The organism is Gemmatimonadaceae bacterium, assembly GCA_020851035.1.
Taxonomy (GTDB): domain Bacteria; phylum Gemmatimonadota; class Gemmatimonadetes; order Gemmatimonadales; family Gemmatimonadaceae; genus JACMLX01.
On record JADZDM010000021.1, the window covers coordinates 406226 to 423852 of the forward strand.

Here is a 17627-nt window from a genome sequence, read left to right on the forward strand (position 1 = left end):
GTCAGCCGCGCCGCCCTGACCCAGTCCGCGCCTTCGCCTTCGCCTTCGCTTTCGCTTTCGCCTTCGATTTCGGTCTCGGTGCCGCCGTCGGCGGGCGTGCGACCCGACGCGACACGGACGCCTCCGTCTGGCGCACGCGCGCGTCCGGCGCCACCAGGTCGAGCCCGGCGAGCAGCGACTGCGCCAGCTCGGTGGCGTCGAGGGCCCCGGCCAGCCGCGCCGCGATGGAGCGCGCTCCCTCGAAGGCGAGTCGCGCCGCAGCGCGCTGCTTCTCGTGCAGCGCGATCGAGCCCCGCACGGCCTCGATCCGCCAGAGTAGCGGTGCAGCGCCCTGCCGCTGCGCCTCCGTTTCGGCCGCATCGAGTGCATCGACCGCCAGCGCGACATCACCGAGCGCAAGGTGCGCCTGCGCGCGGAGGAGCTGGGCGCGCGGGACCTTCCGGAACGCGTCGCGCGGCAGGAGCGCCAGGACCGCCGTGCCATCGTCGCGGGCCAGCGCATGCTCCGCCCGCGCGATGGCCAGCGCACGCGTGCCGAGGGTGTCGTCGGGGAAGGCGGTGTTGCCGTGCGGGCGTCGCACACTGTGGTCCACGATGTCGAGCACTGCCACCGCCTCGGTGCGCCGGCCCGCCCGCACCAGCGCGATGGCCAGCGGAGCCCCGGTCCAGCGCGTCCACGTGGCCGAGGCGATCCCGCGCGCGATCTCGTGCGCCGCGTGGAGTTGCTCCACCGCATCGTCCAGCGCGCAGAGCTCGAGCGAGATCACGCCCAGCACGCGCAGCGCACCACACTGCCACTCGGGATTCGCCAGGTCGCCGGCCATCGCGAGCGCCTCGCGCGCCAGCTGCAGCGCACGCGAGTACTCCCCGCGCCAGGCCAGGCAGTCCGCCGCGAGGTAGCGTCCCCGCACCTCGCCACCACGCCAGCCGATGCCGGTGGCGAGCGCAATGGCGCGCTCGTGCACCAGCAGCTCGCCCGCATGCCCGCTCACCGCCACCTCGGCCGCCGACGAGTGATGGCTCGGACCGCACACGGCGAGCATGGCCATCGCCCCGGCCACGCCGCGCCGGTCCGCCAGCTGCGTGTGCAGCACGATGCACCGCGCATACAGCTCGGCCGCCTCGATCGCGAACCCGGCGATGTGGTGCGCCATCGCCAGCAGCTCCACCGTCTCCGCCACGCGGCGCGTGTCACCGATGCGGTCGAAAAGTGCCAGCGCCTCCTGGTGATGCGGGATGCCGGAGGCAGGATCCTCGCGGCTCACGTACCAGGTGCCGATGCGGTTCAGGCTTCGGGCCACCAGCGCAGGATCCTCGATCGCGCGGGCCAGGGCCAGCGCGTCCCGCCGGTACTGGCCGGCGCGCTCGTAGTCGCGCGTCGCCCAGAGCCCGCCAAGGGCGTGCAGCGCAGCCCACAGCGCATGGCGGTCGCCGGTCGCGCGGGCCGTGTCCACCGACGCGGCAAAGTCGGTGTGGGCATCGTCGAACTGGCCGAGGGCCTCGTGCGCACGGGCGCGTGACGCGAGCACGGCGGCGGTTGGGGCGTCGTCGGCGCGGACGGTGGCACTGACGACGCGGTCGAGGTGGTGGAGCGTCTCGCGTGCAGCGCCCAGCGCCCACGCACGCTCCGCGGCATGCGCACTGCACCGGCGCGCCACACCCCAGTCGTTGCAGGCGTAGGCATGTGCCGCGAGCGCCACGTCCACGGCAGGGTCATCCTCGCCGGACCGCAGTTCCAGCGCTCGCGCGATCATCCGGTGCAGGACCAGCTCCTCGCGCCTGCCAAGCTGCGCGCGGAGGCCATCGCGGAGCAGCGCGTGCCGGAAGGCAAGGCGACCGTCGGGGAGCCGCATCGCGAGGTCAGTGTCGACGAGTTCCTGCACGCGCGCCGCCAGCGTCACGTCGTCATACCCCGTGATCGCCTGCAGCAGCGCCAGGTCGGGGCGGCGACCCGCCACCGCGGCCAGCAGCGCGACGCGGCGGGCTCCATCGGTGAGCATCGCGACGCGCGGCGCGACGACATCGGCCGCGCTCCGTGGCACACGCGCCGTCTCGCCCAGCGTCCAGCGCCCGTCATCGGCAACGAGGTCGCCGGTCAGCCGCAGTGCCGCCACCGCCTCGCGCACGAAGAACGGGTTCCCCGACGTGACGCGGTGCAGCGTGTCCGCCACCTGCGCATCGAGCGGCAGCGCATCACCGAGCATGGCCTCCACCAGCGCCCCGACCTCGCGGACGTCGAGTGCGTCGAGCGTGATCACGCGTGCGGACGGCGCACGCCGGAGCTCCCCCTTCAGCGCCGCGAGCGCGGGGCCCGCGTTACCGGCACGACAGGTGAGCACCAGCACCACCGGCATGCCCGCCACGTGGCGAGCGAGGTGTTGCACCAGCTCGAGGGTCGCCTCGTCGGCCCAGTGCACGTCTTCCAGCACCAGCAGCAGCGGCTCCGCCCGCGCCATCCCCTCGATCGCCGCACTGAGCGCGAGGCGCAGTCGGTGCCGGTCGTCCTCCGGGCCGAGTGAGGTCAGTGGCGCGGTGTCCGGGAAGAGGTGCCGCAGGCATGGGAAGAGGGTGACCAGGTCGGCCGCGGCCGGTGCGAACCCCTGTGCGGCGGCGGCCGGCGACCGGACGGCAGCGAGGGAGCTGACGAGGTCGTGGATGGGCGCGTACGGCTGCGCCTGGTCGGCGTCGAAGCAGGTGCCGGTGAGGGTGCGGAAGCCGCTCGCGGCGGCCTGCCCTGCGAGCGTTTCGACCAGTCGCGTCTTGCCGGAGCCGGCGTCCCCGCCGATCAGGAGCGTCGTGCCGACACCGTCGCACGCCGCCGGCGCGAGGGCGCTGGCGGCGGTGTCGAAGGCAGCCTGGCGTCCGGACAGTGGTGCGCAGGAGACGCTGGGTGCGGCAGGCATGGCGAGGAACGGGCGGGGCGGGGAGCGTGGGGTGGCATGCGTGGACACGCCCGGACGTCCGGGCGGTCGCAGCCAGGCACCGGACTGACGACCGTGCCCCCGCCGACGTACCATCCCGCCGCGTGCCGTCCGCCGTCGCCGCGGCGGGCTGAGCCGACGGGCATCCCCGATGCGTGACACCGGCGGGCCGATCGGGCGCAGGTCGCCGCGGACTTCCGGCACCGGACCGTCCAGCCCGGGTAGGATGCAGCGGACAACACCTTCCCTCCGGGAGCCACCGATGCGCATGCGCGCCGCCCGCCTCGCCGTCCCCGCCATCGCCCTCCTCTGCGCTGCCGCCCCCCTGATCGCGCAGACGGTGCCGATGCTCCGCGGCACCGTCCGGGACAGCACCGGCCGCGCGCTGCCGGATGTCATCGTCTCGTACAAGACCACGAAGACCACCTCCGACTCGGTCGGCCGGTTCCTGCTCGTGCCGGTGCCACTGGGACGGATCACCGTCCGGTTCGAGCGCGACGGCCTGCTGCTCGGCGAGATCGAGGCGAACGTGACCAGCGACACCACGCCCAGCGTGGTGGTCGAGGCAATACCGAACCCGACCGAACGACGGTCCCTGCTCGGCACCGTGGTCGACTCCAGCGGTGCACCGGTGCGAGACGCGACCATCGAGGTGGTGACCGCCCTGCTCGAGCAGCGCTCCGACTCGCTCGGCCGGTTCGCGTTCCGGAACCTGCCGCCACGGCGACACATCGTGCGGGTGCGCCGCGTGGGCTACTCGCCGACCTTCCTCTTCGCCGACCTCACCGACAGCACCGCCACCCGCGCGCGCATCGTGGTGCGCCAGTTCGCGGGCCAGAACCTGGGGCTGGTGGTGGTGCGCGCCACGCGGATGCCGGTGCGCATGCGCGGCTTCCTGCAGCGTGCGGAGCGTCGCTCGGGGTGGGGGCGGATCATGACGGAGAAGGAGATCCTGGAACGGCACCCGCTGCAGACCACCGACCTGCTGCGCATGATCCCCGGCGTGCGCGTGAACTTCGACTCCCGCCGCTCGTCGATGGTGACGGGCCGCGGCGGGTGCCTGATGGGCGTGTTCATCAACGGCTTCCCCGCACCGCAGCTGAGCGGCATGGGGATCGACGACATGGTGAACACCCTCGACCTGGCCGGCATCGAGGTCTACAACGGGATCGGCGGCGTGCCGGCCGAGCTGACGATGGGACCGTCCAACCCCTGCGGCACGATCGGGATCTGGACGCGGTAGGGGCGGAGGCGAGGCGGCGTGCGTGGCGCAGGGCGGTAGCTTCCGGGGTTCGCGCACACCACGCAGGGGCCGCACCTCGCGCCACGCCACGTGCGACACGGCCTTCGCACCACCCGCTCCCGCATGCACGGCGTTCCCAACCTCTCCCCGGCCGACGCGGGCGCGCTCGCGGCGCAGCTCTACGGCCTGGCCGCCACCGCCACGCCGCTCCCCAGTGAGCGCGACCAGAACGTGATGCTGCTGGCCGGCGATGGCGCGCGGCACATCCTGAAGGTCGCCAACGCCGGTGAGGCGCGCGCGGTGCTCGAGGCGGAGTGTGCCGTGATGCAGCACCTCTCGCACACCGGCCTGACCCCGCGCGTGGTGCGCACGCTCACCGGTGACGAGATCGGCCACCACGACGGCCACATGGTCCGCCTGATCACGGCGTTGCCGGGCACGCCGCTTGGCGCCACCCGGTACCAGACCGCCAGCCTGCGGCAGGACATCGGCAGGGCGCTGGCCGCGGTGGACGAGGCGCTCGCCTCCTTCGCGCACCCGGCGTTCCACCGCGACTTCCACTGGGACCTGGCCAACGCGGGGCGCGTGGTGCCGGACCTGCTCCCGCTGGTGTCCGATGCAGCACTGCGACGCCACATCGCGCACTTCACCGCGCTGCACGCCGCAGAGGTGGTGCCGCTGCTCCCGCAGCTCCGGCGCGGGATGATCCACTCCGACGCGAACGACTGGAACCTCCTCGTGGACGGGCGCGCGCAGCGCGTGACGGGGGTCATCGACTTCGGCGACATGGTTCACAGCCATGTGGTCAACGACCTCGCGATCGCGATGGCCTACATCGCGCTGCAGTCGCCCGACGATCCGCTCGCGGCGGCCGCCGAGGTGGCGGCGGGCTACCATGCGGTACACCCGCTCACCGAACCCGAGATCCGCGCGCTCTTCCCGCTGCTGGCCATGCGGCTCTGCACCAGTGCCTGCGTGGCCGCGAAGCAGTGGTCCGAGCGGCCGGATGAAGCGTACCTCGGCATCAGCCAGGGGCCGATCGCGCGCGTGCTGCCGCGCCTGGCTTCGATCCATCCGCGCTTCGCGCACTACCTGCTGCGCGATGCCTGCGGGCTGCCCCCCGTGCCACACGCACCGCAGGTGGTGCGATGGCTGGCGCGGCACCAGCCAGGCTTCGCACCGCTCCTCGGCGACGCGATGCGGGATGGTGGCCCGATCCCGCTCGACTTCAGCGTCGGGAGTGCCCTGCTCGACGGCGACCCCGCCGGCAACGCGCCCGTGCTGCTCGACGCGCGCATCCGCGCCCTGCTCGCGGCCAATGGTGCCGCATACGGCGTGGGCGGCTACGACGAGGCGCGGTTGATCTACCACTGGCCCGACGAGCCGGCGGCACCGGAACCACGGACGATCCACCTCGGGATCGACCTGTCCACCGCGCCGGGCACGCCGCTCTTCGCCCCGCTGGATGGCGTCGTGCACGGGTTCGAGTTCGCCGACAGCCATCACGACTACGGGCCGGTGGTCGTGCTCCGGCACGTCACGGACGACGCCACGCCGGTGGAGTTCTTCACCCTGTACGGTCACCTCACGCCCGACTCCCTCGACGGGCTGGTGATCGGTGGCACCGTCACGCGGGGCGCGGAGTTCGCGCGCATCGGCAGCGCACCGACGAACGGCGACTGGTGGTCGCACGTGCACGTGCAGGTGATCACCGACATGCTCGACGTGCCATGCAACGTCAACGGCGCCTGCCGCGCGAGCCAGCGCCGCGTGTGGCACAGCCTCTGCCCGGACCCGAACCTGGTCCTGGGCCTCGCGCCGTGGATCGTCGCCCCCGCCGGCGACTCCACCGGCGAGATCGCTGCCCAGCGCCGCGAGCACGTCGGCGCGAACCTGAGCGTGTCGTACGGGGCCCGTCCGCTGCAGGCGGTGCGCGGCGTCATGCAGTACCTGTACGACGAGGACGGGCACCGCTTCATCGACGGCTACAACAACGTGGCACACGTGGGCCACGCGAATCCGCGCGTCACGCAGGCGGTGGCCCGGCAGCTCGGCGTGCTCAACACCAACACCCGGTACCTCCAGTCGCAGCTCACGCACTACGCGACGGAGCTCACGGCACTCTTCCCGCCCGACCTCTGCACCTGCTACTTCACCGCATCGGGCAGCGAGGCGAACGAGCTGGCGCTGCGGCTCGCGCGGACGTACACCGGCGCGAAGGACCTGATCGTGATGGAGGCGGCCTACCACGGCCACACCACCACGCTGATCGACATCAGCCCCTACAAGCACGACGGTCCCGGCGGGCAGGGCGCACCGGACTGGGTGCACACGTCGCCCATCCCGGACACGTACCGCACACGCGGGATCACGGGGGATCCGGGGGCGTGGTTCGCGGCCCGGGTCGGTGAGGTGATCGACGGCATCCACGCCCGCGGGCGGCGGCTCTGCGGCTACATCGCGGAGACCTGTCCCAGCGTGGGCGGGCAGGTCATGCTGCCCGACGGATTCCTCGCGGACACCTATGCCCGCGTGCGCGCTGCCGGGGGGGTGTGCATCGCCGACGAGGTGCAGACGGGGTTCGGTCGCATCGGCACCCACTTCTGGGCCTTCGACGCCCACGGCGTCACGCCGGACATCGTGGTGCTCGGCAAGCCGATCGCGAACGGCTACCCGATGGGCGCGGTGATCACGACGCGCGCCATTGCCGCGCGGTTCGACAACGGCATGGAGTTCTTCAGCACCTTCGGTGGCAGCACCGCCGCCTGCGTGGCGGGGCTGGCCACGCTGCAGGAGACGAGGGACCGGCAACTGCAGGCGAATGCCCGTCAGGTCGGCGCACACCTCCGCGCGTCCCTCGCCGCGCTGATGCCGGAATTCCCGCTCATCGGCGACGTTCGCGGCTCCGGGCTGTTCCTCGGCGTGGAGCTGGTGCGCGATCGCGGGACACTCGAGCCGGCGGCCAGCGAGGCGTCGTTCGTCGTGCACCGCATGCGCGAGCGCGGCGTGCTGGTCGGCACCGACGGGCCGCACCACAACGTGATCAAGATCCGCGGGCCGATGGTGCTCACACGCGCCGATGCCGACCACATCGTGAGCGCCATGCGGCAGGGCCTCCGCGAACTCGGTGCGCTGCGGTAGCCGGTGCAGGTCGTAGCCTCACGCACGTCCCCACTTCCGTGTCCGGAGCCCGCATGCTGCGCCGACTGACCCTGCTGTTCGCCGTCCCGCTCGTGCTGCACGCCCAGGCTGCTCCCCCACCGGCACGGCCGGGCTGGAAATGGACCATGGACTCCGTCCGCACGGTGGTGAATGCCGTGCGCGCCGGCCGGTCACTCCAGCCGCGCACCTGGCCCGGCGGTGCGCAGGTGGCCGTGCTGCTCTCGTTCGACGTGGACAACGAGACGATTCCCCTCCGCTTCGGCGAGCCGACCGTCGGCACCCTCGCCTCGGCGCAGTACGGCGCGCGACGCGGACTCGGGCGCCTCGTTCGCCTGCTGGATGCACATCGGATTCCCGCGTCGTTCTTCATCCCGTCGGTGAGCCTGGCGCTCACGCCATCGATGGCCGACACCATCCGGCGCAGCGGCCGGCACGAGTTCGCCGTGCATGGCTGGATCCACGAGCTGAATGCGACGCTGCCCGACAGTGCCGAGCGCGCGCTGCTCACGAAGGCGGTGGCGGAGCTCACACAGCTCACGGGCACGACGCCGGTCGGGTATCGCGCGCCCTCGTGGAACTTCAGCCCGAACACGCTCTCGATCCTGCGCGACATGGGCTTCCGGTACGAGAGCTCGTTGATGGCCGACGACAGCCCGTACGAGCTGCTGCAGGATGGCGCGCCCACTGGCCTCGTCGAGCTCCCGGTGGAGTGGATCCTGGATGACGCGCCGCTGTTCGACCCGCGCGGCAACACCTACATGAACCCCCGCGACGTGGCGAGGGTCTGGATGGACGAGTTCGACAAGGCGTACGCCGAGCACGGGATGTTCCTGCTCACGATGCACCCGCATGTGTCGGGGCATCGCTCGCGCATCATCGCGCTCGAGCTGCTGCTGGCGCACATCCGCGCCGTCGCCGGCCCGCGTGCATGGTACGCGACACACGCCGCGGCGGCCGAGTACGTGCGAGCGCAGGCGTCACTCGGGGAGCCGATTCCGAGGCGCTGATCGCGACGGTCGCTCGCGGTGGAAGACCGTCAGTTTCACGCGGAGTCGCGTGAAACTCACGATCTCCAAATCAACAGCGACCGCCGCTACTGCCGACAGGGGGCGTTCGGGTCCGTCTTTGGCTTGTCGAGCCGTGGCCGATCCGCCCGCGTCGCCAGTGAAATCGCGGCATCCTTCACGAACGTCGCCACACGCGCCAGCGCATCGTAGTCGATGTACTGTGCCTCGTCGGTGACCTGGTGGTAGTCCATGTGCTCGCCCCGTGAGAACACCGCCGCCGGGATGCCGTAGCGCGCATACGAGTAGTGATCAGCGCGGCAGTAGTACTGGAGCGGATGGTTCGGTGCGTCGAACGTCATGTTGAACACGAACGGCTGCGGTTGTTTCGCATTGGCGGCCGCCAGCACGTCGCCGAACTCGGTGCTCAGCCGTCGCAGCCCGATCGCCTCCAGGTACGTCGGGCCGGCATCCGGGAGGTCGTGCACACTGCCGCGGCCGATCATGTCCATGTCGATCTCGCCGATGATCGAGTCGCGGGCGACGGTCGGATGGTCCGTGAACCACCGCGAGCCGAGCAGTCCGAACTCCTCGGCGGTGTGCGAGACGAACAGGATCGAGCGGCGCAGGCGCGGTCCATGGCTCAGCAACTCGGCGATCTCCAGCAGGGCGACGGTGCCGGTGCCGTCATCGTCAGCGCCGTTGCGGATCGAGTCGGGGCGTGCGGTGGGACGGATGGCGCGCAGCGAGTCGAGGATCTGCTTCACGCGCCGCGCCTCCTCCGGCGTGGCATCGCGCGCCGGCGAATCGGCACCCATCGGTCGCACCACCGCGTTGAACGCGCGCAGTGAGTCGTGGTCGACGGGATTGTGGTCGAATCCGACGTGATCGTTGTGCGACGTGAGTGACACGAACTGCCCGTTGACGCCCGGGTCGGAGCCCGGCAGCACCGCGACCACGTTGCGCGCGGTGAACTCCAGCGGAAACACACCCACGCGCATGGCGCCGCGCAGCGTGCGGCCCAGGGTGCCCGGTGTGGCCTCATCCAGCGCACGACCAAGCAGCCTGGCGGCGAAGGCGTTCGTCACCAGCGCCATCGTGGGCACGTCACGCCAGGTCGTATCGAGCACCAGGTTGCCGGTGAGATACGCGGCGGCGGACGATGCGCCAGCCGCGTCCAGTTCCGACACGAAGATCGTCGCCGCGCCCGCGAATCGCGGGGCGAGTCGCACGGCGTTGAGGTCGGTGCGGCGCGTGGCCACCGTGCGCTGGGACACCGGGATCACGCTGAAGAGCAGTGCCTTGCCCTGAGCCGTTGCCGCATCGATCCAGGTGGACGGATCCGAGGCAAGGCCGGCGTAGACCACCTGGCGCCCATCGATGTCGCGGCTGCGCGCGTTGCCCGGTGATGGCGCATAGTCGGTGCCCAGCTTCGCCGCGTAGCCGTCCACCCGGATCGTGTCACGCCGGTCGGCGGTGCGTCGCCAGAACGGCACCACCTGGAACCAGCCGCCATCGTCGCCGGCGGGTCGTAGACCGAGGCGCGCGAACTCCGAGGCGATGTAGGCCGTGGCCTTGTAGTTGCCGGCGTCACCGGGGGCGCGGCCCATCATCGAGTCGTGCGCGATGGCGAAGAGGCGGGTGCGGAGGTCGGCCGCGCTCAGCGCCGACGATGTCGCGAGCCCCGCCCCAGCGTCGTTGCGCGCCACCAGCGACGGCGTGCATGCAGCAAGCAGGACGAACGGAACGAGTCGCCGAATGTGCATGTCAGCGTGGGTCGAGGGACAGGGCCGCAAGCAGGCGGACCCTTGGGTCGAGCTCCAGCGAGCGTGGTGCGCTGCCGGCAGCAAACCTGAACTCGGCAGAGCGAGCCGACAGGTCGGCGCGCTCGATGCGCGTCGATCCATCCGCCATCGTGATGCCGACTTCGATCGGCAGCGCGTACTCGGCACCTGCCTGTGCCTGATGGAGCGTCAGCACGACTTGTTTCGCGCCGGCATCCCAGCGCCAGCGTCCGGTCACCGCTGGCACATCACCGCGCCGCAGCCACTGCTCGAAGAACGCGCCCAGGTCGCGGCCTGAGGCACGCTCCATCGCGGCGCGGAAGTCGGCGGTGGTGGCGTTGCGGTCGCGATGCCGTGCGTAGTAGTCGCGAATGCCCGCCCAGAAGCGATCGTCACCGATCTCGCTGCGCAGCATGTGCAGCGCCCAGCTTCCCTTCTGGTAGGTGATCGCGCTGGTGACCTGCGCCATGTCCGTCAGGTCGCGGTGGATCACCGGCCTGTCCGGCGTCTTCGCATCGACCTCGATCACCGTCTTCCGCGATGCGTGCAGTCCAGCCACGAACTCGTCATGCCCGTACGCGTGCTCGATGAACAGCAGCGTGAAGTAGGTCGCGAAGCCTTCGCTGAGCCAGACGTCGTTCCAGTCACGCTCGGTGACGGCATCGCCGAACCACTGGTGCGCGATCTCGTGGATCACCACGTTGCGCCACCGCACCGGGCGCGTGCCGGCCACGCTGCCGGCGCTGTAGAAGATGGCCGACGCTGCCTCCATGCCACCGCTGACGGAGTTCGACTGCACGTTCGCCAGCTTCTCGTACGAGAACGGGCCGACGTACTCGCTGTAGAACGCCAGCGCATCACGCGTGGGGACGGCGAAGTCGTGGAAACCGGCGTCGCGCTGCTTCGCGAACACCCACGTCTCGATCGGGATGCCGGCGTAGTCGTCCACCTGCTGCACCGCGAACGCTGCCACGCCAAGCGCGTAGAGCCAGGGCGAGATCGGCACCGACTCGCGCCAGACGGTGCGTCGCAGGCCGGCCGTGGTGTCGGTCGTCTCCATGCGCCGGCCGTTCGAGATCACCTGGTAGTGCGACGGTGCCAGCACCGACATCTCCATCGTCGCCTTGTCGGCGACGTGGTCGATGAGCGGGATCCAGTGGTGGCCCTTGTCCGGCCAGTTGTCGGAGAAGAAGGCGCGATCGCCAAGGGGCGTCGGCCTGATGTACAGCCCGTCGGCGGGGAGGCCAGCGTAGCGGAGGCGCACCTCGATCACCTCGTCGCTGGCCAGGCTGCGCCCGAGCGTGATCGTGACGCGGTCGCCGGCGTGCTGGAAGTCGGCTGGTGCGCCCGCGACCGTGACGGCGCTCACCCGCATGCCCTTGCCTTGCCGCGCCGGCGTGATCGACGCGAGGTCGAACCAGACGCTGGCCAGGCCGGCGCCCACCGCGCGGACCCGGATGGTGGCGTCGCCGTGGATGCGGTCGGTGCTGTCAGCCAGCGTCAGCACGAAGCGGTAGTGCTCCACGTCGATCGGCTGGCGCGGGTACGGGTCGGCGCGCAGGGGCAGCGCGCAGAGGGACAAGCCCGCGAGCAGGCACCGAACGGCAATCCGCAGCGTCATGGTCGTCACGAACCGGGGTGGAGGAACGGCACCGGCGCCGGTGCATCGCCAGAGTCTAGCGCGGCGCACGCCCGGTCGTCAGGCGAATCGAGTATGCGTCCGCCGCGGCGACCATGGCCATTTTCGCGCGTGGCCAATCCCAACGATGCGGACTCGATGGCTCCCGCAGAGGGCCCGGCAAGCGACTCAGAGTCCGAGGGACCCGCGTGACTCAGACCCCTTTTCCCACGGCAAACGACTCAGAGTCCGAGGGACCCGCGTGACTCAGACCCCTTTTCGCGCAGACCCCTTTTCGCGCCACCGAAAGCCGACAAGCGGGCGGCGACGGGACGGGACGGGCGCCCATCGCCACGCGGCTTGCACCTACTGCACCACGCCCGTCACCCACGCCGCCCGCAGCACTCTGCCGCACCGCACCGACGCAGCGGTACCCCCCGCGGAGTCTGCACGCACGACCATGCCATACATGTCAGCGCGCGCCGTGATCCACGGATAGAAGCCGCGCGCTCCCGGGTTGCTGTATGCCCCGTCCCCGGTGACGGGATCATTCTCCACCCAGTGACCAACCGAGTACGACCAGCGCGAACCGGGCGTGACGGGTAGCGGCGTTGCCGTTGGCACCGCGCTTGCACAGGTCGCGGGATCGGTGCAGGTCAGGTTGGTGCCCAGCAACGCGCCGAAACGCAGCTCACCGGCAAGCACCTTGCGCAGAAAACTCGCATAGCCGGTCGGGCTGATCGCGATGTCCTCGGGGATGCGCTGCCCGGCGACCGACAGCGCCGTCCCGACACCGAGTGCGGAACGCATTGCGATCTCGAGCGCCACGTTGTCCTTCGCGGCAAAGTCCATCCCGGGAGCCGGCTGGCTCGCATGCTGCTGCAGGTGCGACCCACCGTACCCGAACCGTCCGACGGCGGCGGCGTCCCGCACGGCGTTGCCACCCGCTGCCGCGCAGCTGCCGATGGTGGTACTCGCGCGACAGGCGTCGGAGGCGCTCACGAAGCCACTGCGCATGGTGAGGAACTCGACATCCTGCGGCGTCAGCACGTATCCGCGGCGTGACGCAACAAAGGCCGAATAGAGCCACTCACCCGCCGATCCAACCGGCAGCACGACGGTCCGGCTCGCGGTCGCCCCCGACGGCCCGTCCACCGAGCCACCGGTGATCAGGCCGCTCCGGTCACCGATCTCCCAATAGAACGGCCGCGCCGCAGCGCAGACTCCATCGCTGCGGTTGGCCGTGGCAAAGACCGCGGCCATGCCGGCGGGGTTGCTGGTCCGCGGCGGCACGGTGATCGGTCCGCTGGGGGACTCCGAACCACCGCCACCGAAGCCACAGGCCGTGCCGAGGAGGACGCCCAGCCCGAGCGACAGCAGCACCGCTGCGGACTGCGCCTTCGTGGTCATGGACGGCCCTCCTGGGATGTGCACGCCGGCCCGCCTTGGAGCTACGTCGACACCAACATCAAGTCAACACCGCAGCGCCCGGCTGGTTCACGTCACGCCACCTCGTGCCCGCTCGCGGCCATCCAGATCTCGGTCCAGTCCTGCGCATCGAGCGTGACCCCCAGCGCCGCCACCGCCTCCTGCATCGCCTCGATGCGCCGCGAACCGGCGACGGGAATCGGCCGGCTCGGATGCCGCAGCAGCCACGCGAACGCCATCGTGGCGACACCCACCCCGTGGCGCGCACCCACCGCCGCCAGCGCCACCCGCACGCGGTGCGCCACGCCGCCCTCGTCCGTCATGAGCCGGCCACCAGCCAGCGGCGACCAGATCATCGGCGACAGCCGCAGCCGCTGCGCCTGGTCCAGCGTGCCATCCGTCAGCGGCGCCAGGTGCAGCGGATGCAGCTCGACCTGGTTCGTGACCAGCGGCACCCGGCTGGCCAGCAACTCGAACTGCGAGGGCGTGAAGTTGGACACGCCGAACAGCCGCACCTTGCCCTGCAACTGCAGGTGCGTGAACGCCTCGGCCACGACATCCGCATCCATCAGCACGTCGGGGCGGTGGATCAGCACCAGGTCGAGCTGCTCGGTGCCCAGCATCCGCAGTGAATGCTCCACGCTGCCCACGATGTGTGCGAACGACGTGTCGTAGTGCTTGATCCGGTGCGCCGGCCGCGCCGGCAGGGTGAGGCAGATGCCGCACTTGGTCACCAGCTGCATGCGCTGCCGGAGCCCCGGGGCCAGCGCCAGCGCCTCGCCGAAGAGCTGCTCGACGGCGTACCCGCCGTAGATGTCGGCATGGTCGAACGTCGTGACGCCGAGGTCGAGGCACTGCTCGATCCAGCGGAGGCGCTCCTGCGGGGTCCAGTGCCAGTCGCCCATGCGCCAGGCGCCGGCGACGATCGGTGACAGGCCAGGCGCGGCGGCGGCGGGGTCAGCGGGGCGGATCATCTGGTGCATGCGGGCACTCCTCGGTCTTGGGTTCGGTCACTTCACGAGGCTGATGGGCACCGGCTGCTCCGCCGGCACGGCCTCACCACGGATGAGCCGCATGGCGGTGATCACGGCCAGTCGTCCCATCTCGCGCGGGTTCTGCGCGATGGTGGCCGCCATCCGCTTCTCGCGGATCGCCGTGCGGGCATCGTCCTGCGCGTCGAAGCCCACGACGCTGACGGCCCCGCCCTTCCCCGCCGCGGCGATCGCCTCGAGCGCTCCGAGGGCCATCACGTCGTTGCAGGCGAAGAGTGCGGTGATGTCGGGGTGCGCCTGCAGGATGTTCTGCGTGACGTTGAAGGCCTGGTCACGCTCCATGTTCGCCGGCTGCGACGCGACGACGGTCATGCCGGGGGCGGCGGCCATCGCCTTCCGGAAGCCGCGCAGCCGCGCATCGGCCGTCTCGTGCCCGGGCACGCCCTCCAGCACCGCCACCTTCGCGGTCCCGCCGAGGCGCTCGGCCAGGTAGGCACCCGCCATGCGACCACCATCCTCGTTGTCCGAGCCGATGAAGGTCGCGACGGTGCCTCCGTCCGCGGCCAGGGTGGCCGCATCCACCCGCGTGTCCACCGTGACGACCGGAATCCGTGCCGCGTTCGCCTTCACGATCGCCGGCACGATCTCCTTCGAGCCGTTCGGCACCAGCATCAGCACCTGCACCTTGCGCTGGATCAGGTTCTCCACGATCTGCATCTGGCGCTCGACGTCGATCTCGCGATCCGGCGCCTGCACCACCAGGTCCAGCCCGAGGCTGTCGGCCGCGGCCTTCGCCCCCGCCTCCATGTCGATGAAGAACTGGTTGTTCAGCGTCTTCACGACCAGCGCGACGGTGGGTTTCGCCGCCGGTGCCCCGCGGTTGCACGCAACGGGGAGCAGGCAGGCGCCAGCCAGCAGCGCAAGGCGACGGAAGGACAGCGCTGCAGGGCGCATGCGGGCTACCGGGCGGAGCGAGGAGTGCGTTGCACACGGCGCCGCAGCGCCATGTCGATCAGGACGGCGGCGATGATCACGACCCCGATCGCCACCTGCTGAAGATACGATGAGACGCCGAGCAGGTTGAGGCCATTGCGCAAGACGCTCATGATCAGCGCCCCGATCAGCGTGCCCATCACCGACCCCGATCCACCGAGGAGGCTGGTCCCGCCGATCACGACGGCCGCGATGGCGTCCAGCTCGTAGCCCATGCCGGCGATGGGCTGGGCCGAGTTGAGCCGCGCCACCAGCAGGGTCGCACAGATGGCCGCCGAAAGGCCGCTGATGGCGTACACGAGGGTCTTGTACCGCGGCACGTTCACGCCCGAGAGTGCGGTCGCCTGCTCGTTGCCGCCGATGGCGTAGAGGTAACGCCCCAGCACGGTGCGCGTCAGCACGACGTACGCCACCGCGTACAGCGCCAGCATCAGCACCACCGGGGCGGGAACCCCCAGCACCTCACCCGTTGCGAGCGCCCGCAGCGTGCCGGGAAAGCCGGAGATCGGGCGCCCGTCGGAGACCATCAGCGCCGCACCACGCGCCACGCTCATCATGCCGAGCGTGGCGATGAAGGGCGGCAGCTTCCCGCGCGTGACCATCAGGCCGTTCAGCGCACCGCTCACCGTGCCCGCCACCAGGCCGAGCGCGACCGCGACCGTCACCGGCATGCCGCGCCGGAGCGCCACGCCGATCACCACACCGGCCAGCGCCACCAGCGAGCCGACCGAGAGGTCGATGCCACCGGTGAGGATCACGCAGGTCATCCCGATCGCGATCACCCCCACGATCGCACTCTGCTCGGCCACGTTGGCGAGGTTCGCAGCGGTGGCGAAGTACGGCGTCGCGATCCAGAGGCCGACGCAGAGCACCAGCAGCCCGAGCGCCGTGCCGGCCTCTCGTCCGGCGATGATCCGGCGGAGGGTGGTGCGGGAGATCATCGCGTCACGACCCCACCGCGCACGCCATCACTCGCTCCGCGGTCGCCTCGCTGCGCGTGAACTGTCCCGCGATGCGCCCAGCGCGCATCACCAGCACGCGGTCGGCGAGCCCCAGCACCTCGGGCAGGTCGGACGACATCAGCACGATCGCCACGCCGGCACGGGCCAGGTCCTGGATCAGCTGGTAGATCTCCTGCTTCGAGCCCACGTCGATGCCGCGGGTGGGCTCGTCGAGGAACAGGATGCGGGCGCCGGTGGCCAGCCACTTCGCCAGCACGATCTTCTGCTGGTTGCCACCGCTGAGGTGCTGCGCGAGCTGGCGCGTGGACGGGGTCCGGATGCGCAGGTCGCGCACGGCCGTGTCGGCCGCCTGCTGCTCGCGACGCGTGTGCACCACGCCGAGGCGTGCGAGCCGCGACAGGATGGGCAGCGCCACGTTGTCGCGCACCGACCGTTCGAGCACGAGCCCCTCGCGCTGGCGATCCTCCGTCACGAAGCCGATCCCCGCCGCGATCGCATCCTGCGGCGACCGGATCTCGCACGGCTGCCCATCCACGAGGATCGTGCCGCGGTCGAACGGCTCGAGTCCGAACACGGCGCGCGCGATCTCCGTGCGGCCCGCACCGAGCAGGCCGTAGAAGCCCACGATCTCACCTGCCCGCACGCTGAAGGAGACGTCGCTGAGCGCCTCCCCGCGCGACAGCCCCTCCACGCGCAGCAACGGCCGGCCCGGCGTGTGCGTGCCGGCGGGCACGAGCTCCTCCACGTCGCGGTCAGCCATGAGCCGCACGAGCTCGCGGCGGTCGGCGGCCTGCACGTCGCGGGTGGCGACATGGCGCCCGTCGCGCAGCACGGTGATCCGGTCACCGATGGCGAAGATCTCGTCGAGCCGGTGTGAGATGTAGATGATCGCGGTACCGGTGGCGGTGAGCCCCTCGATGGTCCCGAAGAGGCGCTCCGTCTCACGCTCGGTGAGGGCGGAAGTCGGTTCGTCCATGATCAGGATCCGCGCGCGCAACGAGAGCGCCCGCGCGATCTCGACCAGCTGCTGCTGCGCGATGCTGAGCGACCCGACCAGCGCGTTCGGGTCGATGGTCGCGCCAAGCTGTGCCAGCAGCGCAGTGGCCTCACGCACCATCCGCGGCTGGTCCACGACGCCGAACCGCGCCGGGGCCCGCCCGAGGAAGACGTTCTCGGCCACGGTCATCTGCGGCACCAGCGCCAGCTCCTGGTGGATGATCGCGATCCCGGCATCCCGGGCCGCACGGGGCGACGCGAGGTCCACATCCCGGCCGAAGACCTCGATGCGACCGGCATCGCGGGCCACGGACCCGCTCAGCACCTTCATCAGCGTGGACTTCCCGGCGCCGTTCTCGCCGAGGAGCACGTGCACCTCCCCGCAGCGCACCACGAGGTCGACACCCGCCAGCGCCTGCACCCCCGGAAACGCCTTGCGGATCCCGTGCATCTGCAGGGCGACGGTTCCCTCCGGGTGGGCGGCGGCTGGCATCCGGCGGAATTTACACGCCGGCACGCCACACG

Annotated in this window: 11 protein-coding genes; 3 read left to right on the forward strand and 8 right to left on the reverse strand. The window is 71.1% G+C overall.

Annotated elements, in window-relative coordinates:
• Position 1: 1 nt before the first annotated feature.
• Entirely contained in the window at positions 2 to 2902 is a 2901-nt protein-coding gene (locus IT355_14475) for an AAA family ATPase (GenBank protein ID MCC7054471.1), read from the reverse strand.
• Between the two features lie 280 nt (positions 2903 to 3182).
• On the opposite strand from IT355_14475, the gene IT355_14480 reads away from it, so the two are divergent.
• The 3 genes from IT355_14480 to IT355_14490 all read left to right on the forward strand — a co-directional run bounded on the left by IT355_14480 (position 3183) and on the right by IT355_14490 (position 8332).
• Positions 3183 to 4163, forward strand: a complete 981-nt coding sequence (locus IT355_14480) for a TonB-dependent receptor (protein ID MCC7054472.1) — start codon at positions 3183 to 3185, stop codon at positions 4161 to 4163.
• 123 nt (positions 4164 to 4286) lie between these two features.
• Complete coding sequence (locus IT355_14485) at positions 4287 to 7304, forward strand: aminotransferase class III-fold pyridoxal phosphate-dependent enzyme (GenBank protein ID MCC7054473.1); 3018 nt, start codon at positions 4287 to 4289, stop codon at positions 7302 to 7304.
• A 53-nt stretch (positions 7305 to 7357) separates the two neighbouring features.
• Positions 7358 to 8332, forward strand: coding sequence for a polysaccharide deacetylase (locus IT355_14490; GenBank protein ID MCC7054474.1), 975 nt, complete (start codon positions 7358 to 7360; stop codon positions 8330 to 8332).
• 86 nt (positions 8333 to 8418) lie between these two features.
• Here the strand turns inward: IT355_14490 and IT355_14495 are convergent, their stop codons facing one another.
• From IT355_14495 to IT355_14525, 7 genes are all read right to left on the reverse strand, one after another.
• Positions 8419 to 10095, reverse strand: a complete 1677-nt coding sequence (locus tag IT355_14495; GenBank protein MCC7054475.1) for a M28 family peptidase — start codon at positions 10093 to 10095, stop codon at positions 8419 to 8421.
• Position 10096: 1 nt separating this feature from the next.
• A complete protein-coding gene (locus IT355_14500; GenBank protein MCC7054476.1) occupies positions 10097 to 11743 on the reverse strand; it encodes a M1 family metallopeptidase in 1647 nt (548 codons plus the stop codon).
• A 354-nt stretch (positions 11744 to 12097) separates the two neighbouring features.
• Positions 12098 to 13141 (reverse strand): hypothetical protein, encoded by a 1044-nt coding sequence (locus IT355_14505; protein ID MCC7054477.1) that lies wholly within the window; start codon positions 13139 to 13141, stop codon positions 12098 to 12100.
• 92 nt (positions 13142 to 13233) lie between these two features.
• On the reverse strand, positions 13234 to 14142 hold the full coding sequence (locus IT355_14510) for an aldo/keto reductase (protein ID MCC7054478.1): 909 nt from the start codon (positions 14140 to 14142) through the stop codon (positions 13234 to 13236).
• A 27-nt stretch (positions 14143 to 14169) separates the two neighbouring features.
• A complete protein-coding gene (locus IT355_14515; protein MCC7054479.1) occupies positions 14170 to 15105 on the reverse strand; it encodes a sugar ABC transporter substrate-binding protein in 936 nt (311 codons plus the stop codon).
• 5 nt (positions 15106 to 15110) lie between these two features.
• Positions 15111 to 16085: a ribose ABC transporter permease gene (rbsC, locus tag IT355_14520; protein ID MCC7054480.1), complete on the reverse strand. Its 975-nt coding sequence runs from the start codon at positions 16083 to 16085 to the stop codon at positions 15111 to 15113.
• A 4-nt stretch (positions 16086 to 16089) separates the two neighbouring features.
• The gene (locus IT355_14525) at positions 16090 to 17595 is read right to left on the reverse strand and encodes a sugar ABC transporter ATP-binding protein (protein MCC7054481.1); all 1506 of its coding nucleotides are present in this window, start codon (positions 17593 to 17595) and stop codon (positions 16090 to 16092) included.
• Positions 17596 to 17627: the final 32 nt, after the last annotated feature.